The organism is Micrococcaceae bacterium Sec5.8 (genome assembly GCA_039636775.1).
In the GTDB taxonomy this organism is placed as follows: domain Bacteria; phylum Actinomycetota; class Actinomycetes; order Actinomycetales; family Micrococcaceae; genus Arthrobacter.
In genome coordinates, this window is sequence record CP143429.1 from 1,953,763 (window position 1) to 1,972,859 (window position 19,097).

The following is a 19,097-nucleotide window of genomic DNA, read 5'->3' on the forward strand; positions in this document are numbered from 1 at the left end:
GGCTAAGCTCGGACCGTGAAAGTCTTTGACGCCAGACCACCGACCGGTACGGCGCTGGACCCGCAAGGGGTCCAGCGCCGTACCGTTCGGATCTTAAGCGCAGCCCAGCTCCTCAGCGGGGTGGGCAACGGTGCCAGCCTCTCCGTTGGGTCGCTTCTGGCCGTGCAGCTGTCCGGCTCGAATGCGTGGGCCGGTGCTGTCACCACCACCATGACACTCGGGGCTGCTGCAGCCGCCCTGCCCCTGGCCGGCCTGGCTGGGCGGCGGGGCAGGCGGGCTTCCCTCGTCACCGGCCTGCTCGCGGCCATGGCCGGAGCGCTGTTGGTGATCGTGTCCACAGCGACGGGCAGCTTCCCGGTGCTGCTGCTCGCTGCCGCGTTGCTGGGGCTCGGCACAGCCGCCAACCTGCAGGCCCGGTTCGCCGCGGTCGACCTCGCCGAGCCCGAACGGCGGGGCCGGTCCCTGGCGATCGTGGTGTGGTCCGTGACCATCGGCGCCGTCGCCGGTCCCAATTTGATCCGCCCGGGGGCGCTGGTGGGGGAGGCCCTGGGCCTGCCGGCGCTGGCCGGACCCTTCGTGTTCTCGACGGCGGGGCTGGCGGCGGCCGCCCTGCTCCTCCTCCTTGGCCTGCGGCCGGACCCGCTGCTGCTCGCCGCCCGGCTCCGGTCCGGCGGGGACCCGCCAGCGGCCGGCGCCGCGGCCGTCCGGCGGCCGGGCGGCCTGCGCCACGGTCTGGCCGCTGTCCGGGCCTCGCCCCGGGCCCGGCTGGCCCTTCTCGCCGTCATCACCGCGCACGGCTGCATGGCCGCCGTCATGTCGATGACGCCCCTGCACCTGCAGTTGCTGACCGAGGGGCCCCTCGCGGACATGCCAGCCAGCCACACCCACGCCGCCAGTACTGATGTCCTGGTCCTGATCGGCTTCACCATTTCGCTGCATATCGCCGGGATGTACGCGCTCTCACCGGTCATGGGCTGGCTAACGGACAAGGCGGGCCGGCTGCCCGTCATACTGCTTGGCCACGGCCTGATCCTGCTCTCGGCCCTCGTTGCCGGGTTCGGCCAGGCCCAACCCGTCCTCGTGACCGTGGGCCTGGTGCTGCTCGGGCTGGGCTGGTCCGCAGCGACAATCGCCGGGTCCACGATGCTGGCCGAAAGCGTCCGCGCGGACGACCGCGTCCTCGTCCAGGGCGTCTCGGACACTCTGATGGGCGTCGCCGGCGCGGTCGGCGCAGGATTCTCCGGACTGGTGATGAGCGGCGTCGGCTATCAGGGCCTGAACCTGGCCGCGGCCGTCATCGCGGTGTCCGTTCTCGCTGTCGTCGTCTCCGCCGCGGCCCGCGGCCGCGCCCAGCCCGCACCCGCCTGAGCGGGGCGGCGCGCCGGGTCACCGCAGCCGCACAGTTCCCCGGGCGCCCGATCTCCGCAGCTGCCCAGTGCCGCAGCCGTCCAGTGCCGCAGCCGTCCAGTCCTGCAGTCCCTTGCCCGCCTATGTCCGCGCGGAGCGGGTCATGCCCAGGAGCCGGGCGAAGATGCCCTCGCCGTCGTCAGCGATGCCGTCATGGTGGAAGTCCGCGGACTCCCACACCTGCAGGCCGCGGACAGCCGAGGCCGTCTCCAGCGAGAACGCGCGCTCAACGTAAATATCCGCGGAGTACACGGCGGCGGCTACCGGCACGGTATTAAGGGCCAGACGTTCGGCATCGTAGAGCGGCGGCCAGTCATCCTTTTCGGCGAGGAGCTGGGCAACGTTCCGCAACGGCCTGAGGGCGGGATCCTGGTCGAAGTACCACGGGTAGACCATCTCGCCCGTGAGCAGGGGCTCAGGAGCGTCGGGGGAGAACTCCGGAAAGTCCTGCAGCACCCGCCACGCGGCCCAATCCGTGGACTCGCCCTGGCCATAAATGGATTCGTGCATGAGGGCGTACAACGGGTTGGTGGACCGTGAGGCGAGGGCGCGGACCTGCTCCAGGAAGGTGTCGGAGAGCCGGTCCCCGGCGGCGGTGCCTGCGAAGGCGTCCTCCAGCAGGTGGTGCAGCGAGTCCATCCGGGTGTTTCCGCCGAGGAAGGACCCCGCCATCTGGAAGCGTTCCACGGTGAGCCGTTCGCCGTCGGGCAGGAATTCTTCGGTGTCGCGCAGGTGCCGGGCGATCCGGGTAACCGCCGCGCGATCCTCGGGGTACCGGCCAAAATACTCGGCGTTGCGGGCCTCGACCCGCAAGAAGGTGGCCTGATAGACCCGGTCCGCGGGTCCCATCAGCGGTGCCAGCCCGCCCGTCACCAGGGCTTCCCGGAGACCGTCCGGGGCGAAGGAAAGGTAACTGAGTGCACAGAAGCCGCCATAGCTCTGGCCGTAGATCGTCCACGGACCGGAGCCGAGCGCCCGCCGGATGGCCTCCGCGTCCGCGACGATGGAGTCGGCCCGGAAGTGCGCGAGGTAGGCGGCCTGGTCGGCGTCGTTCCCGCGCAACGGCAGGGTGTTGCGGTCGACGGCGGATGACAGGCCGGTGCCGCGCTGATCCAGCATGAGGATGCGGAAGTCCTTGGCGGCGGCTTTGCTCCAGCCGCCGAGAGCGGGAAAGCGGTTGCCGCGCCCGCCGGGGCCGCCCTGCAGGTAGAGCAGCCACGGGAGCTGGGCGGATTCCTCCCCGGTGTAGTCAGCGGAGACGTATTCGCGGGCAAAGACGGTGATGGTCTCGGCCGGGGGGCCGGCGCTGAAATGATCCAGCGGAACTTCGAAGTAATGCTCAACGGTGCGCATTCCGCGGTAGGCGTGCCGGGCCTTGACCGTGTGGGGGACAGGGGGCAGGTCAGCCACGGGCCGGCACCCCGCGGGTGCCGAAGGCTTCCAGCGCCTCGCCGGTGAGCCGGAACGTGGACCATTCCTGCATCGGCTGGGCATCGAGATTCTTGTAAAAGTTGATGGCAGGCTCGTTCCAGTCCAGGACGCTCCATTCCACGCGCGCGTACCCGCGGTCCACGGCGGTTTGCGCCAGATGCTGCAGCAGCGCCTTGCCGTGCCCTTCACCGCGGGCCTCGGGGCGCACGTAAAGGTCCTCGAGGTAAATGCCGTGGACACCTTCCCAGGTGGAGTAGTTCAGGAACCAGAGCGCGAATCCTCGGACCTCGCCGGCCTCGTTCTCAGCCATGGCGGCAAACACCCGCGGGTTCCCGCCGAAGAGAGCCTCGCCCAGCATCTCCGGGGTGTTCCGGACGGCGTCGGGTTCCTTCTCGTAGAGGGCCAAGTCATGGATCATTTGCAGGATTGCGGGGACATCGTTCGCCGTAGCGGGCCGGATTACACTCATTGTTCGAGTTTACTGGTGCCGGGCCTAGAGTCGGTTGACGTCCGTGACACGGACGACGGCGGTGCCGGATTCATCCGATGCCGCGAGGTCCACCTCTGCGGAGATGCCCCAGTCGTGGTTGCCTGCCGGGTCCTCGAAGATCTGCCGGACCTTCCATGTGCCGGTCTCCTCCGTGATGATCAGCAGACCCGGTCCGCGGGCGTCCGGGCCGGTGCCGATGTCGTCGTGTTCGTCGAAGTAGTCATCGAGGGTGTCCTCCCAGCGTTCGGCATCCCAGCCGGAGCCGGCGTCGAGCTCGCCCAGGGCGGTGGCGTTCTCGTCCGCGAACAGTTCCACCCGGCGGAACAACTCGTTGCGGACCATCACGCGGAAGGCGCGGACGTTGGAGGTGAGCGACGGCGGCGGGGGCGGCGGGGCGTCGTGCGGGGTCGGGACCTTGCCGGAGGTAAGTTCCTCCCACTCGTCCAAGAGGCTGGAGTCAACCTGCCGGACCAGCTCACCGAGCCAGGCGATGAGGTCTTCGAGGTCCTCGCGGAGGGCGTCCTGGGGGACGGTCTGCCGCAGGGCCTTGAAACCATCGGCAAGGTATCGCAGCACGATCCCCTCGGAACGGGCCAAACCGTAGAACTGGACGAACTCGCCGAAGTTCATGGCCCGCTCGTACATGTCCCGAACAATGGATTTCGGTGCGAGTTCGAAGTCGCCGATCCACGGCGCGGCCCTGCGGTAGACGTCGAAGGCCTCGCCGAGAAGTTCCGCCAGCGGCTGCGGGTAAGTGACGTCGTCGAGCATGGCCATGCGCTGGTCATAGTCGATCCCGTCGGCCTTCATCGCGGCGACTGCCTCACCGCGTGCCTTCTTCAGCTGGGCGGACAGTATCTGCCGTGGTTTCTCCAGCGTCGACTCAATGACGGAGACGACGTCGAGGGCGTAGGACGGCGAATCCGGATCCAGCAACTCCAGGGCCGCGAGTGCGAACGGTGACAGCGGCTGGTTCAACGCGAAGTTGGCCTGCAGGTGCACGGTCAACCGGACGGTGCGCCCGTCGGTACCCTGTTCCGCCGCCGGAATCCGTTCGACGACGCCGGCCGCCAGGAGCTCACGATAGATACCGAGGGCCTTTTTCATCAGCTGCAGCTGGGAGGACCGGGTCTCGTGGTTCTCGGTGAGCAGCCGGCGGGCCGCCTGGAACGGATCCCCCGGGCGTTCCATCAGGTTCATCAACATCGCATGGGTCACGGTGAAACTGGACGTCAGTGGATCGGGCACCGAGTCGACCAGACGCTTGTAGGTCGGTTCCCCCCAGGACACGAAGCCCTCCGGCGGCTTCTTCTTCACCACCTGGCGCAGCTTCTTCTGATCATCACCGAATTTGGCCGTGGCCTTGGCCATCGCCTTGACGTTCTCGGTGACGTGCTCCGGGGCCTGCACTACGACGGTGCCGGCGGTGTCGTAGCCGGCACGCCCGGCGCGGCCGGCGATCTGGTGGAACTCACGCGAATTCAGCACCCGGGTGCGGACGCCGTCGTACTTGCTCAAGGCGGTGAGCAGCACGGTGCGGATAGGCACGTTGATGCCCACGCCAAGGGTGTCCGTACCGCAGATGACTTTGAGCAGCCCGGCCTGGGCAAGCTGTTCCACCAGCCTCCGGTATTTCGGCAGCATGCCCGCGTGGTGGACCCCGATGCCGTGCCGGACCAGCCGGTTGAGGGTCTTGCCGAACCCTGCGGCGAAGCGGAAACCGGCGATGAGCTCCGCGATTTTGTCTTTCTCCTCGCGGGTGCAGACGTTGACGCTCATGAGGTTCTGGGCCCGGTCGATCGCCTCGACCTGGCTGAAGTGCACCACGTACACCGGCACCTGCTTCGTGGCGAGAAGCTCCTCGAGCGTCTCGTGCACGGGGGTCTGCTCGTAGTAGTAGTGCAGGGGAATGGGGCGTTCCACCGAACTCACCGTCGTGGTTGGGCGGCCCGTCAACTCGGTCATACCGGCTTCGAAGCGGCTGACGTCGCCCAGCGTGGCGGACATCAGCAGGTACTGCGCCTGGGGGAGTTCCAGCAACGGAACCTGCCAGGCCCAGCCGCGCTGCGGGTCGGAGTAGAAATGGAATTCGTCCATGATGACGGCGCCGAGCTCGGCGGCAGCACCTTCGCGGAGGGCGATGTTGGCCAGGATTTCGGCTGTGCAGCAGATGATCGGGGCGTCCTGGTTGACGCCGGAGTCTCCGGTGATCATGCCGACGTTTTCGGCGCCGAAGATCTCACAGAGAGCAAAGAACTTCTCCGAGACGAGGGCCTTGATCGGTGCCGTGTAGTAGCTGCGCTGGCCGCGGGCCAGAGCCTGGAAATGAACGGCGATCGCGACGAGGGATTTTCCCGACCCGGTGGGGGTGGCCAGGATGACGTTCGCACCGGAGGCAAGCTCCATGATGGCTTCGTCCTGGGCGGTGTAGAGGGCCAGCCCGCGGGTCTCCGTCCACTCGACAAAGCGGGTGTAGAGCTCGTCCGGGTCAAGACCGGTCCGGCCTGGGACCCGGGCGGACGGGGCGGGGAGCTGATCAACTAGTTTCATTGCCCACCAGCTTAGTAGCCGGATCCGCCGCGGCCCGCCGAAGGCCGCCGCCTGCCGCGCGCCTCCCCGGCTGCTGCACCCGGCCGGGGTTAGGCTTCCGACGGCGTACAGTCGCCGGCGACTGGAGGACAACAATGATGTGGGACCCCGGCAAGTACATGCAGTTCGGGGATTACCGTGACAGGCCCTACTTCGACCTGACCGCCCGCATCCGCGCCGGCACTCCGCGGCACGTCGTGGACCTCGGCTGCGGTCCGGGGAACCTGACGGCCACCCTCGCCGCACGCTGGCCCGCAGCACAGGTCGTGGGCCTTGACTCTTCCGGTCAAATGCTGGCCCGTGCCGCCCGCTATGCGGACCGCCTGCCCAATCTCTCTTTCAGCCAGGCAGACATCGCCGGGTGGATGCCCACCGCGGAGACCGACGTGGTGGTGACCAATGCCGCACTGCAGTGGGTCCCCGGGCACCGGGACATGCTGCGGCGTTGGCTCGCCGCGCTCAGGCCCGGGGCGTGGTTCGCGCTGCAGGTGCCCGGGAACTTCGACGCGCCCTCGCACGCGCTGATGCGCGGGCTGGCCGAGTCAACGGCGTGGGCGGGCCGGCTGTCCGGTGTCCTGAGGCACGCAGACGCAGTGGGCCGGCCGGAGGAGTACCTGGAGATCATGCTCGACGCCGGGTGTGAGGCGGACGCCTGGGAGAGCACCTGCCTCCAGGTCCTGCCGGGTCCGGACCCCGTGCTGGAGTGGGTCAGGGGCACCGGTCTCCGGCCCGTGCTCGCCGACCTGTCCGCCCGTGACGCGGCGGAGTTCGAAGCCGACTACGCTGCCCTGCTGGCGGACGCGTACCCGGCTGGCCCCCACGGCACGGTGTTCCCGTTCCGCCGGGTCTTCGCCGTTGCCCGCAAGCTCGAACATGGGGGGACGGGTGTCAACGCCGGGGAACCGGCGGGGAACGAGGGCCGCGGAGAGGGCCGCAGGAAAAGGAACGCCACATGAGAACCCGGCACGGTGTGAGCGTGCTTACAATGTCGAGGCGGCGCGGGGGGCGGCCGCCTCGATCTCCTGCGATCCATGCCCCTCACCTAGCGATGGAGGTTCGGTGCTCATTGGCCTGACGGGCCGGCTTCTGGCCGCCCACAAAGGTGCCGTGCTGGCTATCGTGGCGCTCCAGCTCATCCAGACGATGGCCACCCTCCTCCTTCCCACGCTGAACGCGGCCATCATCGACAACGGAATCGTCGGCAGGGATGTATCGCAGATCGTGGACCTGGGCTCCTGGATGGCGGTGACCGCCGGCGTGCAGGTGGTGGCGGCCGTTGCGGCCGGCTATCTCGGCGCCGTCGTGGCGATGGAGCTTGGCCGGACGCTGCGCGAGGAATTGTTCGCGAAAGTCCAGTCGATGTCCTCCCAGGAGGTCACTGCGTTCGGTGCCGCCAGTCTGGTGACCAGGACCACCAACGACGTCACGCAGGTGCAGAACCTGGTGGTCCTCGTCTTCACGATGCTGATCGCAGCGCCCGCCATTTTCGTTGGCGGGATCGCGCTCGCCGTGCACCAGGACGTCGTCTTGTCCGGCATCGTCATCGCGGTGGTTCCGGTGCTCGCCGTGATCATGGTGCTGATTGTCCGCCGTCTCATCCCGCTGTACCGGCAGGGCCAGGAGCTGATCGACGGGATCAGCCGGGTGCTGCGGGAGCAAATTATCGGAGCCTCCGTCATCCGCGGCTTCGGGCGGCAGGGGCACGAGGAACGGCGCTTCGACGGGGCCAACAAGGAGTTGACCCACAACAACCTGCGCTCGGCACTGCTGGTCGCCTCAATGATGCCCATGATCATGCTGGTGGTGAATCTCTCCTCCGTCGGCGTCGTCTGGTTCGGCGGTCACCGGATCCAGTCCGGCGACATGCGGCTGGGCGCCTTGACGGCGTTCATCGCGTACATTTTGCAGATTCTGATCGCGATCATGATGGCCATGTACGTCTTCATGACGGCTCCCCGCGCTGCCGCGTGCGCTGAACGCATCCAGGCGGTCCTCGACACAACACCGGCGGTCACCGACGGCCCGGGTGTCGGTGACCCTGGCGGAAATGCTGTGGAATACCGGAACGTCTCCTTTGCGTACCCCGGCGCTGAGCAACCCGTCCTCGACGGCGTCACGTTCACGGCCGCGCCCGGAACCGTGACAGCCATCATCGGTGCCACAGGCACCGGCAAAAGCACTCTGCTGAATCTTCTGCCCAGGTTCCTGGATGCCAGTGGCGGCGCCATCAGCATCGGCGGAAGCGATGTGCGCAGCCTTAGCCTTCGGACGTTGCGGAGCCTGGTCGCCGTCGTTCCCCAGCACTCCTACCTGTTCTCCGGAACCATCGCCGGAAATCTGCGGATGGCTGCTCCTGCGGCGACGGACGCAGACCTGTGGCGGGTGCTGGGAAGCGCGCAGGCCGAGGAGTTTGTGCGGAAATCCCCGCAGGGTCTGCACTCGCCGGTGAGCCAGGGCGGCACGAACTTCTCCGGAGGCCAGCGCCAGCGGTTGTGCATCGCCCGGGCCCTGCTCCGGGAGGCGGCCGTGTACCTGTTCGACGACAGCTTTTCGGCGCTGGACTATGGCACCGACGATCGTCTCCGTGGAGCGCTGCGGCCGCTGCTGCGCGCAGCCACCGTGCTGGTCGTCGCGGAGCGGGTCGCGCCGATTATGGACGCGGACCTGATCCTGGTCCTCGAAGACGGCCGGGTCGTAGCGCAGGGCACACACCGGCACCTGATGGCGTCCTCGCCGAGCTACCAGGAGATCGCCGCCTCCCAGCTCGTGCCCGAGGAGACCCCGTGACGCCGCAACCGGACCCCGGCGCCGGAACCGGCACGCCCACCGGCGTCCGGGACCAGGCACCGGAGGACCGGCCGTCGGCAGGCCGCATCAAAACCCTGCCGGCCGCAGCCGTCACGGACCGCAAGGCGCCCGGCCGGTTCCGCTGGCGCACGGCCGGGCGGCTGCTCGGTCTGCTCCGCCCTTCCAGGTGGCTGATGGCCGGTGCGGTCGCCGCAACGTGCGCCTTTGTGGCCCTGAACGTCGCGGCACCGAAACTCCTGGGGGACGCCACCGACGTCATCGTCCGGGGGGTGGCCGGCGGAACTTTCGACCAGGGAAAGCTGGCCGTCCTGTTGGCGGTTGTGTCTGTTTTGTATCTGGGGGCCTCTGTCTTCAGCTGGGTACAGGGCAGCCTGACCGCCGTGGCGGTGCAGCGCCTGGGCTACGGGCTGCGCACCTCGGTGGAAGTCAAACTCCAGGTCCTGCCGTCCAGTCACTTTGATGAGCAGCACCGCGGCGACGTGTTGAGCCGCGCCACCAACGACGTCGACAACATCGTCCAGGCCCTGAACCAGTTGCTGAACCAGCTGATCCTCTCGCTGCTGATGCTCTCCGGAGCCCTGGCCATGATGCTGTGGCTCTCCCCGGTCCTGGCCGGAATCGCCCTGGTGTCCGTTCCGTTGTCCGCCCTCATCACCATCGTGGTGGCCCGGAAGTCCCAGGCCCATTTCGCGGAGCAGTGGGACAGCACGGGCGGCCTTAACGCGCAGCTGGAGGAGTTCTTCACCGGCCACGAGGTGGTCAAGGCCTTCGGCTGGCAGGACGCGGCCGCGGCCAGCTTCAGGGAAGGCAACGACAAATTATGCCGCGCCAGCACCTCCGCCCAGTACATATCCGGGATCGTCCAGCCCCTGATGGTGTTCGTCGCCAACCTCAACTACATTGCCGTTGCCGTTGTCGGGGCCTTACAGGTCCTGTCCGGCGCCGTGACCCTCGGCGGGCTGCAGGCCTTCATCCAGTTCAGCAGGCTCTTCAGCCAGCCGATGGGGCAGATCGGCGGCATGTTGACCCTCATGCAGTCCTGCCTGGTCTCGGCAGGGCGGGTCTTCGACCTCCTGGACGCGCCGGAGATCCCGCCGGAAACCCGGTCGCGTGGTGCCCGCGGCTCTGAGCCGGCAGCGGCCACGGCGGCGGACCGGGCCTGCGGTCCTGGGACCGGTGCCGCCGGCCCTGTGGTGTTCGAGCGTGTCACCTTCGGCTACGCCGCCGGATCACCGGTTATCCAAAACCTGAGTTTCGCGGTCGAACCCGGGCAGACCGTGGCGATTGTGGGACAGACCGGCGCCGGCAAGACCACCGTGGTGAACCTGCTGCTGCGCTTTTACGAACCTGATACCGGGCGGATCACCATCGGCGGCAGGGACATCGCGGAGTTGACCCGGGACGAAGTACGGGCCAACTTCGGCACGGTGCTGCAGGAAGCCTGGCTGTTCACCGGCAGCATTCGCGACAACATTGAATACGGCCGCCCCGGAGCCACCGACGCCGAGATTGTCGCCGCCGCAAAGGCCAGCCATGTGGACCAGTTTGTCCGCGCCCTGCCGGGCGGCTACGCCACCATCCTCGCCAACGACGGCGGTTCGCTCAGCCGCGGACAGCGCCAGCTCATTTCGATCGCCAGGGCCCACCTGGCCGGACGGGACATCCTGATCCTGGACGAGGCCACGAGCTCGGTGGACAGCCGCACCGAGGTGCAAATCCGGCAGGCCCTGGAGCGGTTGCGGCAGGGACGCACCAGCTTCATCATTGCCCACCGCTTGTCCACCGTCCGGGACGCTGATCTAATTCTGGTCATGGATCAAGGACGGATCGTTGAACAGGGAACCCACGAACGACTCATGGCTGGAGGCGGCCGGTACCTGGAACTTTACGAAGCACAGTTCGCCCGCCGCGAACACAGCAAGCCCGCCCGGGAGCCCGGACTGTGACCCCTCCGGCAGCATCAACCGCAGTGTTCCCCGGTGTCTGGCGGCCCAACCCGGGGAGCTCCGTCGCCTTGTTTGACCAGCTCCGGCTCAGCATCATCGAACGCGCCGACGACGGCACCCTGGCGCCCGGGACCAAGCTCCCCGCCGTCCGTACCCTCGCCGGCGAGCTGGGCGTCGCGCCCCACACCGTGGCCCGCGCCTACAAGGAATTGGAGGCAGCCGGCGTCGTGGTGACCCGGGGCCGGAACGGGACGGTGGTCTGTGCCCGCGACGAGGCCTGGAGCTCGCTGTCCGCTGCCGCCGCCGACTTCGCGGAAGCCGCCAAAGCGCAGGGTGCCAGCTTCGCGGAGGCGGTGCAATTGTTCGCCGCCGCCTACGACCGTCACTGACTCCCCGATAGCACAGAGTCGGGGATTTCGGGGCCCGGGACACTGCCCGGAATGGATATTCGAAGAAGTTTTCGATTAGCATTGGAAGCGTGCCTAAAGCCGTAGCTGAAGATCCAGCAGTTGATTCCCCGTCCGCCGTCGTTCCGCTGAGCTCCGCCAGGCCGGGCCGTGCAGACGACGCCCGCCCCGCTGTCACACGACCGGACATGTCCCGGCTGGTGGTCAAGGGCGCGCGCGAGCACAACCTGCGCAACGTCGACCTGGACCTGCCCCGGGACTCCATGATTGTCTTCACCGGACTCTCCGGTTCCGGCAAATCCTCCCTTGCGTTCGACACCATCTTCGCCGAGGGCCAGCGGCGCTACGTTGAGTCGCTCTCCGCCTACGCCCGGCAGTTTCTGGGCCAGGTGGACAAGCCCGACGTCGACTTCATCGAGGGGCTGTCTCCCGCGGTGTCCATCGACCAGAAGTCCACCAGCAAGAACCCCCGCTCCACGGTCGGCACCATCACCGAAATCTATGACTACATGCGGCTCCTGTGGGCCCGGGTGGGCCGTCCGCACTGCCCCATTTGCGGGGAGCCGGTCGCGAAGCAGACCCCGCAGCAGATTGTCGACCAGCTGCTGGAACTGCCGGAGGGTACCCGTTTCCAGGTCCTGGCCCCCGTGGTCCGTGGCCGCAAGGGCGAGTTTGTCGAACTGTTCAAGGAACTCACAGCCAAGGGCTACTCGAGGGCCCGGGTGGATGACAAACTGATCCAGCTCAGCGATCCGCCCAAGCTGGGCAAGCAGTTCAAACACACCATTGAGGTGGTGGTGGACCGCCTGGTGGTCAAAGACGGCATCAGCCAGCGCCTCACCGACTCCGTTGAGACTGCCCTCGGCCTGGCCGAGGGCCGGATCCTCGCCGAGTTCGTCGACCTCGACGCCGACGATCCGGAACGGATCAGGGCCTTCTCGGAGCACCTCGCCTGCCCCAACGAGCATCCGCTCGCCATCGATGAGATCGAACCCCGCTCCTTTTCCTTCAACAATCCCTTCGGTGCCTGCGCCGCCTGCAGCGGTATCGGCACCAAACTGGAAGTTGATGAGGAACTCATCATTCCCAACGGTGAACTCTCCCTCGCTGAGGGCGCCATCGCCCCGTGGTCCCTGGGTACAGCCACCACCGAGTACTGGAACCGTCTGCTCGGGGGACTCGCGAAGGAACTCGGTTTCTCGATGAAGACCCCGTGGGACGAGCTCTCCCGGGACGTACGCCAGACCGTCCTGCACGGCAAGGACCACAAGGTGGTGGTCCAGTACCGCAACCGGTTCGGCCGGGAACGCAAGTACAGCACCGGCTTTGAGGGCGTGATTCAATACGTTCACCGCAAGCACGTCGAGACGGACTCGGACAAGGCCCGGGACCGCTACGAGGAATATATGCGGCAGATCCCGTGCCCTGCCTGCAACGGCGCCCGCCTGAACCCGGCGTCGCTGTCCGTGCTGATCAACGGCAAGTCCATCGCCGAGGTCGCGGCGCTGCCGATGCGCGAATGCGCCCACTTCCTGGACAACCTGGTGCTCACCGGCAGGGAAGCCCAGATCGCCAACCAGGTCCTGAAGGAGATCCAGGCCCGGCTGACCTTCCTGCTGGACGTCGGCCTGGAGTACCTGAACCTGGAACGGCCCTCCGGAACGCTCTCCGGCGGCGAAGCCCAGCGCATCCGGCTGGCCACGCAGATCGGATCCGGACTCGTGGGGGTGCTCTACGTCCTGGACGAGCCCTCGATTGGCCTGCACCAGCGGGACAACCGGCGCCTGATCGAAACCCTCACCCGGCTGCGCGACCTCGGCAATACCCTGATCGTCGTCGAGCACGACGAAGACACCATCCAGGAAGCCGACTGGGTCGTGGACATCGGACCGGGCGCCGGCGAACACGGCGGCATGGTGGTGCACTCCGGTTCCTACAAAGACCTGCTGGAAAACACGGAATCGCTCACCGGTGACTACCTGTCCGGCCGGAAGCGGATCGAAGTACCGAAGAAGCGGCGGAAGTACGACAAGAAGCGTGAAATCAAGGTGGTCGGCGCGAAGGAACACAACCTCCTGAATGTGGATGCCGCTTTCCCGCTCGGCCTGTTCACCGCGGTCACGGGCGTCTCCGGCTCCGGTAAGTCCACGCTGGTCAACGAAATCCTCTACAAGGTGCTGGCCAACAAGCTCAACGGCGCCAAGCAGGTGGCAGGCCGGCACAAGTCCATTCAGGGTTTGGAACACCTCGACAAGGTGGTCCACGTCGACCAGAGCCCCATCGGCCGGACCCCGCGGTCCAACCCGGCCACGTACACGGGTGTATTCGACAACATCCGCAAGCTCTTCGCCGACACCACCGAAGCCAAGGTCCGTGGTTACCTGCCGGGCCGATTCTCTTTCAACGTCAAGGGCGGCCGCTGCGAGGCCTGCTCGGGCGACGGCACGCTGAAGATCGAAATGAACTTCCTTCCGGATGTCTATGTGCCCTGCGAGGTGTGCCACGGCGCCCGGTACAACCGCGAAACCCTGGAAGTGCATTACAAGGGCAAGACGATCGCCGACGTGCTGAACATGCCCATCGAGGAAGGTGCCGAATTCTTCGCGGCGTTCTCGCCCATTGCCCGGCACTTGCGCACCCTCGTCGACGTCGGACTCGGCTATGTACGCCTGGGCCAGCCGGCGACGACGCTCTCCGGCGGCGAGGCCCAGCGCGTCAAGCTCGCGGCCGAACTCCAGAAGCGCTCCAACGGCCGCAGTATTTACGTGCTGGACGAACCCACCACCGGACTCCACTTCGAAGACATCCGGAAACTGCTCCTGGTCCTTCAAGGCCTTGTGGACAAGGGCAACACCGTCATCACGATCGAGCACAACCTGGACGTCATCAAAAGTGCCGACTGGATTGTGGATCTCGGCCCGGACGGCGGATCGGGTGGCGGTCGCATCATCGCCTCGGGAACGCCGGAGCAGGTGGCTAAGTCCACCGAAAGCTACACGGCAGCGTTCCTGGCGGACATCCTCGCCTGAAACCGGACCGGACCGCGGCTGCCGCCCACGCGGCGGCCGCGGTGCCGCCGCCGATACATTCCTCTCCGGGCATGGGAGTTTCTGGCATCCGGAGACTCATGAGAAACTAAGCCGGTGACGCAAATAACAGTGCCCGTGCCCGCCGACCAAACCCTGAACGAGGTGCGCAGCGATGGCAATGTTTGATGCGATCCGCTGGACCACCCGGGGCCTGGTCAGCTCAACCTGCCGGCCGACGGTCATCGGACTGGACAACGTGCCCAAAGAAGGTCCGTTTATTGTGGCCCCCAACCACCTGTCCTTCCTGGACAGCGTGATCGTCCAGGCGCTGATGCCCCGGCCCGTGGCGTTCTTCGCGAAAGCGGAGTACTTCACCACGGGCGGGGTCAAAGGGAAGGTGATGAAATCCTTTTTCGAAGCCGTGGGATCCATTCCGGTGGAACGCGGTGAGCAGGCCGCCAGCGTGCAGGCGCTTAAGACGCTCTTGGACATTCTGAACTCCGGCAAGGGCGTCGGCATCTATCCGGAGGGCACCCGGTCCCGCGACGGCATCCTCTACCGCGGCCGGACCGGAGTGGGCTGGCTTGCTCTGACCACCGGCGCCCCCGTGATCCCGGTCGGGTTGATCGGCACCGAGCACCTGCAACCTGCGGACAGCAAATCCGTCAAGCCCCAGCACTTCACCATGAAGGTCGGGGAACCCTTGTACTTCGACAAAACGGGGCCGGACCACTCCCTGCCCGCGCGCCGTCAGGCGACCGACCGGATCATGGACGCGATCGCCGAACTCAGCGGCCAGGAACGCTCCACCAGCTACAACCAGAGCAAATCCGTCGACTAGTGCAACCCCTGCCCGCGGCGGAACCGTCAAGGGCACGGGCGCAGGCTCAGTAGACTTGAACCGTGGCAGATCCAGCAAGTTACCGACCCCAGACGGGTGAAATACCAACCAATCCGGGTGTCTATCGCTTCCGCGACCCGCACGGCAGGGTCATCTACGTCGGCAAAGCCAAAAACCTCAGGTCCCGGCTGAACTCCTACTTCGCGAATCCAGCCGGGCTGCTCGCCAAAACCTACGCCATGGTCCACACCGCCAGCAGCGTCGAGTGGACCGTCGTCGGCAGCGAACTGGAATCGCTGCAACTGGAATACACGTGGATCAAGGAATTCAAACCCCGGTTCAACGTGATGTTCCGGGACGACAAGAGTTACCCCTACCTCGCCGTCACGATGGGGGAAAAGTACCCCCGCGTCCAGGTCCTCCGCGGTGACCGGCGCAAAGGCACCCGCTACTTCGGCCCCTACACCGCCGGGGCTATCCGGGACACCATGGACACCCTCCTGCGCGTTTTCCCGGTCCGCAGCTGCAGCGCCGGGGTCCTGAAACGCGCTGAGGCCAGCGGCCGTCCCTGCCTGCTTGGCTACATCGACAAGTGCGCCGCGCCGTGCGTCGGCCGTATTTCCGCTGCGGACCACCGCGCCCTCGCCGAGGACTTCTGCACCTTCATGGGCGGCGAAGCAAAGCCCTTCGTCACCCGGCTGGAGAAAGACATGGCCGCCGCCGTCGCCGAATTGGACTACGAGCGGGCGGCACGCATCCGCGATGACATCGTGGCGCTTAAAAAGGTGTTCGAACGCAACGCCGTCGTCCTGGCGGAGGGCACCGACGCCGACGTCTTCGCCTTGCACGAGGATGAACTCGAAGCCGCCGTGCAGGTCTTCCACGTCCGCGGCGGCCGCATCCGCGGGCAGCGCGGCTGGGTGGTCGAAAAAGTGGAGGACTCCACCACGCCCGAGCTCGTGGAACACCTGCTGCAGCAGGTCTACGGCGAAGAAGCCGGCCTACAGGGCAGGCTGCCCCGCGAAGTCCTCGTCCCGGAGGAGCCCAGCAACGCCGGCGAACTCGCGCAATGGCTCAGCGGCCTGCGCGGGGCCAGGGTGGAGGTCCGTGTACCCCAGCGCGGCGACAAGGCCGCGTTGCTGTCCACCGTCCGGGACAACGCCGAGCACGCCCTGCGGCTCCACAAGTCCCGGCGGGCAGGGGACCTGACCATGCGGTCCCAGGCCTTGCAGGAACTGCAGGAAGCCCTCGAGATTCCGGTCGCGCTGATGCGGATCGAATGCTTCGACATCTCCCACGTCCAGGGCACCAACGTGGTCGGTTCCATGGTGGTCGTTGAGGACGGGCTGCCACGGAAGTCCGACTACCGGAAGTTCTCCGTCACCGGCGCCGCCGCAACGGACGACACCGCAGCCATGCACGACGTGCTGACCCGGCGTTTCCGGAACTACCTTCAGGAGAAGGAGGTCCAGGCCGACGCCGCCGGGCAGCCGGGCCATCGGGCCATGCTCAACGCCGTGGCCGACGCTGCCGTCGCCGGACCGTCCGCCACGGTGGCGGACACCACCACCCCGGCGCCGCGGACCAAGTTCGCCTACCCGCCCAACCTCGTCGTGGTCGATGGCGGCAAGCCGCAGGTCAACGCGGCAGCGCGGGCCCTGGCGGAACTGGGCATCGCCGACGTCTACGTCGTCGGCCTCGCCAAACGGCTCGAGGAGGTCTGGCTGCCGGACAGTGACTTCCCGGTGATCCTGCCCCGGGCCTCCGCCGGGCTGTACCTGCTGCAGCGTATCCGCGACGAGGCCCACCGCTTCGCCATCTCCTTCCACCGGCAAAAGCGCGGCAAGGCGATGACAGTCTCCGCGCTCGACGGCGTGCCCGGCCTCGGCGATTCCAAGCGCCAGGCGCTGCTCGCCCAGTTCGGTTCGGTCAAAAGCATTAAGGCGGCCACGGCCGAGGAACTGACCGGTGCCAAGGGGATTGGCCCGTCCCTGGCCGACGCCATCGTCCGGCACTTCGCCGACGGCGGCGACGCTTCCACGGTGCCTGCCATCAACATGACCACCGGCGAAATCCTGGAGACTTAGCTAGCACCAGCAAACTTAGCTAGGGTTAGGACTTGGGAAATGGCCCGCGCAACACTTCGGTGCGGCCCCTCCCTGTCCGCGATAGAGCACAACAGCACAGCAGAACGGGGCTTCACTGATGGCAGAGTCGACGGCAGGATCCGGTACGGAGTCGGACGGCATGACGCCGGTCAAACCCGTTGAGGCCGAACTGCTCGTAGTGACGGGCATGTCGGGAGCCGGCCGGAGCACAGCTGCGGACGCCCTCGAGGACCACGGCTGGTACGTCGTGGAGAACCTTCCCCCGCAGATGCTCGGCACGCTGGCGGAAATCGTGTCCCACGCACCGGGGTCCATCTCGAAGCTCGCCGTCGTGATGGATGTCCGCAGCAAGGAACTGTTCGTGGACATCCGCACCGCGCTGCGCAACCTGGAAGCCAGCGGCGTCGCATTCCGGGTGCTGTTCCTGGATGCCAACGACGACGTCCTGGTGCGCCGCTTCGAACAGGGCAGGCGCCCCCACCCCCTGCAGGGCGGCGGCAGGATCCTGGACGGCATCGCCGCCGAACGCGAGCTGCTCCACGAACTGCGCACCTCCGCCGACATCGTTCTGGATACCTCCACACTGAACGTCCACGGCCTCGCCACGGCGATTACCGAACTTTTCAGCGAAACGGGTCCCGTGGCCCTCCGCCTGAACGTCATGAGTTTCGGCTTCAAGTACGGGCTGCCGGTGGACGCCAACTTCGTTGCCGACGCCCGCTTCATCCCCAACCCGCACTGGGTGCCGGCGCTCCGCCCGCACACCGGGCTCGACGACGACGTCAGTAGCTACGTGCTCCAGGCGCAGGGCGTCAGTGACTTCGTGGAACGCTACGTGCTGGCACTCGAGCCCGTCCTGGACGGCTACCGGCGGGAGAATAAGCACTACGCGACCATCGCCGTCGGGTGCACCGGCGGCAAGCACCGCTCCGTGGCTGTTGCGGTGGAACTCTCGCGGCGGCTCGCGCAGTACCCGCGTGTCACGGTGACCACCACCCACCGGGATCTGGGCCGCGAATAATGGCGCTCCTCACCGGTCCGCTTCCTCTCGTCCCACCCGCCAGTGCTGCCTTGTCCAGCCAGCAGGACAAGGGACCCTCCGTCGTCGCGCTCGGCGGCGGCCACGGCCTTTCGGCCTCCCTGTCAGCGCTGCGCCTGCTCACATCGGAGCTGACTGCCGTCGTCACGGTCGCGGACGACGGCGGCTCCTCGGGACGGCTGCGCGAAGAGTACGGGGTGCTGCCCCCCGGTGACCTTCGGATGGCTCTTTCCGCGCTCTGCGACGACACCGACTGGGGCCGCACCTGGCGGGACGTGATGCAGCACCGGTTCGCGCCCGGCAAAGGCCGCGGCGGTTCCCTCGACGAGCACGCCATGGGCAACCTGCTGATCGTGACACTCTGGGAGCTTCTGGGCGACACCGTGGCGGGCCTCAAATGGGCCGGTGCGCTGCTCGGTGCCCGCGGCGACGTCCTGCCGATGTCCAGCATCCCGCTGACCATCGAAGGCCAGGTCCGGGTCCCCGCTCCGGACGGCACCGCGGTGCTGCAGACCCTGACCGGCCAGGCAAAGTGCGCCGTCGCCGGAACCCTCGAACGCGTCCGGCTGCTGCCGGAGAACGCTCCGGCCTGCATTGAGGCGCTCACCGCCATCGAGCTCGCGGACTGGGTGATCCTCGGCCCGGGCTCCTTGTACACCTCCGTCCTGCCGCACCTGCTGCTCCCGGAAATGCGTGAGGCGCTCTGCAGCACGGCCGCCCGCCGGTGCCTCACGATGAACCTGGCCATGGACACGAAGGAGACATCCGGCATGTCCGCGGGGGACCATTTGCGGGTCCTCCGGGAGTACGCGCCGGACTTTACGGTCGACGTTGTGCTGGCCGACCCGGCGTCCGTCGCCGACGTCGCAGACTTCGAACAGGCGGCCGGGATGCTCGGCGCCGAGGTGGTGTTGGGTAAAGTGGGGGCGTCGAGCCGCCGGCCGGTCCACGACCCACTGCGTCTGGCAACGGCGTACCACGACATTTTCGGGAACAGGTAGG

General features: G+C 67.2%; 13 protein-coding genes. 10 read left to right on the top strand and 3 right to left on the bottom strand.

Annotated elements, in window-relative coordinates:
* The first annotated feature begins 15 nt into the window (after nt 1–15).
* Nucleotides 16–1,368, top strand: coding sequence for an MFS transporter (locus VUN84_09005; protein XAS62493.1), 1,353 nt, complete (start codon nt 16–18; stop codon nt 1,366–1,368).
* Between the two features lie 120 nt (nt 1,369–1,488).
* Here VUN84_09005 and VUN84_09010 read toward each other — a convergent pair whose 3' ends face one another.
* The 3 genes from VUN84_09010 to VUN84_09020 are packed head-to-tail and all read right to left on the bottom strand — an operon-like array spanning nt 1,489 to nt 5,878.
* On the bottom strand, nt 1,489–2,760 hold the full coding sequence (locus tag VUN84_09010) for an alpha/beta fold hydrolase (GenBank protein ID XAS65801.1): 1,272 nt from the start codon (nt 2,758–2,760) through the stop codon (nt 1,489–1,491).
* A gap of 49 nt (nt 2,761–2,809) precedes the next feature.
* Nucleotides 2,810–3,307, bottom strand: a complete 498-nt coding sequence (locus tag VUN84_09015) for a GNAT family N-acetyltransferase (GenBank protein XAS62494.1) — start codon at nt 3,305–3,307, stop codon at nt 2,810–2,812.
* Nucleotides 3,308–3,331: 24 nt separating this feature from the next.
* Entirely contained in the window at nt 3,332–5,878 is a 2,547-nt protein-coding gene (locus VUN84_09020) for a DUF3516 domain-containing protein (protein XAS62495.1), read from the bottom strand.
* A 134-nt stretch (nt 5,879–6,012) separates the two neighbouring features.
* On the opposite strand from VUN84_09020, the gene VUN84_09025 reads away from it, so the two are divergent.
* From VUN84_09025 to yvcK, 9 genes are all read left to right on the top strand, one after another.
* A complete protein-coding gene (locus tag VUN84_09025) occupies nt 6,013–6,873 on the top strand; it encodes a trans-aconitate 2-methyltransferase (protein ID XAS62496.1) in 861 nt (286 codons plus the stop codon).
* A gap of 103 nt (nt 6,874–6,976) precedes the next feature.
* Nucleotides 6,977–8,704, top strand: coding sequence for an ABC transporter ATP-binding protein (locus tag VUN84_09030; GenBank protein XAS62497.1), 1,728 nt, complete (start codon nt 6,977–6,979; stop codon nt 8,702–8,704).
* Nucleotides 8,705–8,898: 194 nt separating this feature from the next.
* Nucleotides 8,899–10,671 carry an ABC transporter ATP-binding protein gene (locus VUN84_09035; GenBank protein XAS65802.1) on the top strand — a complete coding sequence of 591 codons (1,773 nt, stop codon included), beginning with the start codon at nt 8,899–8,901 and terminating at the stop codon, nt 10,669–10,671.
* Nucleotides 10,668–11,060 carry a GntR family transcriptional regulator gene (locus tag VUN84_09040; protein XAS62498.1) on the top strand — a complete coding sequence of 131 codons (393 nt, stop codon included), beginning with the start codon at nt 10,668–10,670 and terminating at the stop codon, nt 11,058–11,060. The genes VUN84_09035 and VUN84_09040 overlap by 4 nt, the downstream gene beginning before the upstream one ends.
* 206 nt (nt 11,061–11,266) lie before the next feature.
* Nucleotides 11,267–14,107, top strand: coding sequence for an excinuclease ABC subunit UvrA (uvrA, locus tag VUN84_09045; GenBank protein XAS65803.1), 2,841 nt, complete (start codon nt 11,267–11,269; stop codon nt 14,105–14,107).
* A 172-nt stretch (nt 14,108–14,279) separates the two neighbouring features.
* Complete coding sequence (locus VUN84_09050) at nt 14,280–14,948, top strand: lysophospholipid acyltransferase family protein (GenBank protein ID XAS62499.1); 669 nt, start codon at nt 14,280–14,282, stop codon at nt 14,946–14,948.
* 62 nt (nt 14,949–15,010) lie between these two features.
* Nucleotides 15,011–17,035 (top strand): excinuclease ABC subunit UvrC, encoded by a 2,025-nt coding sequence (uvrC, locus tag VUN84_09055; GenBank protein XAS62500.1) that lies wholly within the window; start codon nt 15,011–15,013, stop codon nt 17,033–17,035.
* 118 nt (nt 17,036–17,153) lie between these two features.
* Nucleotides 17,154–18,077, top strand: a complete 924-nt coding sequence (gene rapZ, locus VUN84_09060) for an RNase adapter RapZ (GenBank protein ID XAS62501.1) — start codon at nt 17,154–17,156, stop codon at nt 18,075–18,077.
* Nucleotides 18,077–19,096: a uridine diphosphate-N-acetylglucosamine-binding protein YvcK gene (yvcK, locus tag VUN84_09065; protein ID XAS62502.1), complete on the top strand. Its 1,020-nt coding sequence runs from the start codon at nt 18,077–18,079 to the stop codon at nt 19,094–19,096. The genes rapZ and yvcK overlap by 1 nt, the downstream gene beginning before the upstream one ends.
* Nucleotide 19,097 lies beyond the last annotated feature (1 nt).